The 2,660-nt window shown below is 62.6% G+C and carries 2 protein-coding genes, 2 pseudogenes and 1 other annotated feature; all 4 genes and pseudogenes read left to right on the top strand.

What is annotated here, in order from left to right:
- Positions 1–60 precede the first annotated feature (60 nt).
- Positions 61–183 (top strand): annotated as a pseudogene (locus BN874_RS25775) (aspartate/glutamate racemase); the annotation flags it as partial.
- A gap of 48 nt (positions 184–231) precedes the next feature.
- Positions 232–792 (top strand): Lcl C-terminal domain-containing protein, encoded by a 561-nt coding sequence (locus BN874_RS22685; RefSeq protein WP_051497833.1) that lies wholly within the window; start codon positions 232–234, stop codon positions 790–792.
- A 47-nt stretch (positions 793–839) separates the two neighbouring features.
- Positions 840–2,062: pseudogene (locus BN874_RS23740) on the top strand (IS3 family transposase).
- Positions 1,118–1,234: a sequence feature (AL1L pseudoknot), on the top strand. (Overlaps the previous pseudogene by 117 nt.)
- Positions 2,063–2,091: 29 nt before the next feature.
- Positions 2,092–2,457 carry a hypothetical protein gene (locus BN874_RS13310; RefSeq protein ID WP_051497834.1) on the top strand — a complete coding sequence of 122 codons (366 nt, stop codon included), beginning with the start codon at positions 2,092–2,094 and terminating at the stop codon, positions 2,455–2,457.
- The last annotated feature ends 203 nt before the right edge of the window (positions 2,458–2,660 follow it).

The following is a 2,660-nucleotide window of genomic DNA, read 5'->3' on the forward strand; positions in this document are numbered from 1 at the left end:
AATGCCAAGCACAGGGATGCAGCAATATCTGAGAGTTAGTGCTTAAGTTGGCGCGTATGGGGGATCATCCTGGGCTGCACCGAGATCGGGCTACTGCTCAGCCCCGCCGATGCGTCGGTTCCGCTGTTTGACACGACCCGCCTTCATGCCCACTCGGTGGCGCTATGGGCGCTGGCTGGATGATGAAGCCGCCCGCATCCTATCAACTGGCGTCTCCAGCACTGCCAGGCCATGACCGAACCTGCTTTAGTTCGCCTAGAACCCCTCCAGTCAGTCCAGCCCAAGGGCGCTTTGTGTGCTGCCCGTTACCTCGACCGGGGCGCCGGCATCATCCAGGACACCCATACCTGCCTGTACTGGCTACGCGAACCGTTGGAACCCGCGCCCGAGTTTGACGGGCGTTGGCGACGGGCGGGGCGTTGGCTGCGGTGGATGTTCAACCGGAGCGGGGCGGGCAATCCTGCTACGGGTCAAGCCAGCGCCTACACTTGGGAGGAAGCGCTACAGGCCGCCGCAGCCTTCAATCGGGCGGGCGGCGGCGCCGGGTATCAGGACTGGCGACTGCCCAATCGCGGCGAACTCAAGACGCTGCTGAACCGTCGGCAGCATCCGGCTGCGTTTTCGGGAGCCAGCGCCGGACGGTTCTGGACTTCATGGCCGCATCGCTACCCGCGCTATGCGTGGTATGTGGATTTTGACACTGGACACACTGGCTACCTGAGCAAAGACGCTCGCTTGCAGGTGCGGCTGGTGCGAGGAGGAGGTCATGAACCTGCTCTATCGATTGCCTGAACCGCGCCGGCTTTCCCGGAGACTCCAACCTTTGAGAGGATGGAGCGATGAAGACATCAACCACGTATTCCCCGGAAGTCAGAGAGCGTGCGGTTTGCATGGTGCGTGAACACCAGGACGAGCATGACTCGCAATGGGCCGCTATCAGTTCCATTGCCGCCAAGATCGGCTGCACCGCAGAAACGCTGCGCCGCTGGGTCCGGCAGGCCGAGAAGGACCGCGGTGAGCGCGCCGGCCTCACCACGGACGAACGCGAGCGGATCAAGGCGCTGGAGCGCGAGGTGCGTGAGCTACGCCAGGTGAATGAAATCCTGCGCAAGGCCTCGGCGTATTTTGCGCAGGCGGAGCTCGACCGCCGGTTCAAGCCATGACGGCGTTCATTGATGATCACCGTGAAGCCTACGGGGTTGAGCCGATCGGCAAGGTGTTGCCGATCGCCCCGTCGACGTATTACCTGCATGCTGCTCGACGCGCCGATCCTCGCCAGCGATCCAGCCGTGCACAGCGTGACGAGATCCTGATGGGACACATCCAGCGGATCTGGGATGCGAACTTCCAGGTCTATGGCGTGCGCAAGGTCTGGCGGCAGTTGTTGCGCGAAGGCGTCCGCGTGGCCCGCTGCACAGTGGCGCGTCTGATGCGACAGCTCGGTCTGCACGGCGTGGTGCGCGGCAAACCCGTCAAAACCACCGTCAGCGACAAGGCCACGCCGTGCCCGCTGGATTGCGTCAACCGGCAGTTCCGGGCCGAACGCCCGAACCGGCTCTGGGTCTCGGACTTCACGTATGTCTCCACCTGGCAAGGGTTCGTCTATGTTGCCTTCGTCATTGATGTCTTCGCCCGGCGCATCGTGGGCTGGAAGGTGTCCCGCTCGGCCCGTACCGACTTCGTGCTGGATGCGCTGGAGCAGGCCCTCTATGCACGCCGCCCCACCAGCCAGGATGGCCTGATCCATCACAGCGATCGCGGGGTGCAGTAGGTATCGATCCGCTATACCGAGCGCTTAGTCGAGGCGGGCATCGAGTCCTCGGTAGGCAGTGTGGGCGATTCATACGACAATGCCTTGGCCGAGACCATCAACGGGCTGTACAAGGCCGAGGTGATCCACCGACAATCATGGCAGAGCCGAGAGGCAGTGGAACTGGCCACCCTCGCCTGGGTGGACTGGTTCAACCATCGACGGCTGCTGGAACCGATTGGCAACGTGCCACCCGCCGAGGCCGAAGCCGCTTATTATCGACAACTCAACGAGCCCGCCATGCCGGCGTGACTCACACCAAAGAGTCTCCGAGATTCCCGGTGCGGTTCAGCGAACCGCTGGCGGTGCAATCGGTGCGGGTCGAGATGAAAGGCCGAACGCTGCGCGGGCTGGTGAGCAAGGTGGATCAGCGCCGGGTGTACTTCATCAACGGCGAGGTGCAGACCGGGAGAATTGAACCAGTGGCGAACATCGAGCTGTATCAGCCGGTGACCTACTCCGGCCAGACCATGACGATTCGCCACGCCCGCGCTTCGGAGTTGGGGCCGTGGCTGGATTTGGTGGCGGCCAAGGGTGAGGTGTTCGTGCAGTTCTGGCTCAAGCCGGGCGAGCAGCCAGTGTACTTCGATCTGGGAAACGACCCGCCCGCCGATCCGATACCGGCGGAATTGAGGCCGTTTCTATAGGCCAGCGGGCGGGAGGCGAACGAGAGTTTTAACTCAAGCCGGGTGAGGCTGCGATCACGCTGGAGAAAGGGGAGGAGCAGAGGGAGGAACGGATACCGGAGCCGTTGAAGAGGTTTTTGTGAGCAACCGCTGTCATTCTGATCCTGTCCATTCCACACATCTTGATCCTGGAGCTGCTGCCCCTATCTGATGGAATCGGTACA

The organism is Candidatus Contendobacter odensis Run_B_J11 (assembly GCF_000531125.1).
GTDB classification, from domain to species: domain Bacteria; phylum Pseudomonadota; class Gammaproteobacteria; order Competibacterales; family Competibacteraceae; genus Contendibacter; species Contendibacter odensensis.

What these genes read in the sequence shown, in the direction of transcription:
- BN874_RS22685 (WP_051497833.1), top strand. Translation starts at nt 232, where the DNA reads ATGACCGAACCTGCTTTAGTTCGCCTAGAACCCCTCCAGTCAGTCCAG.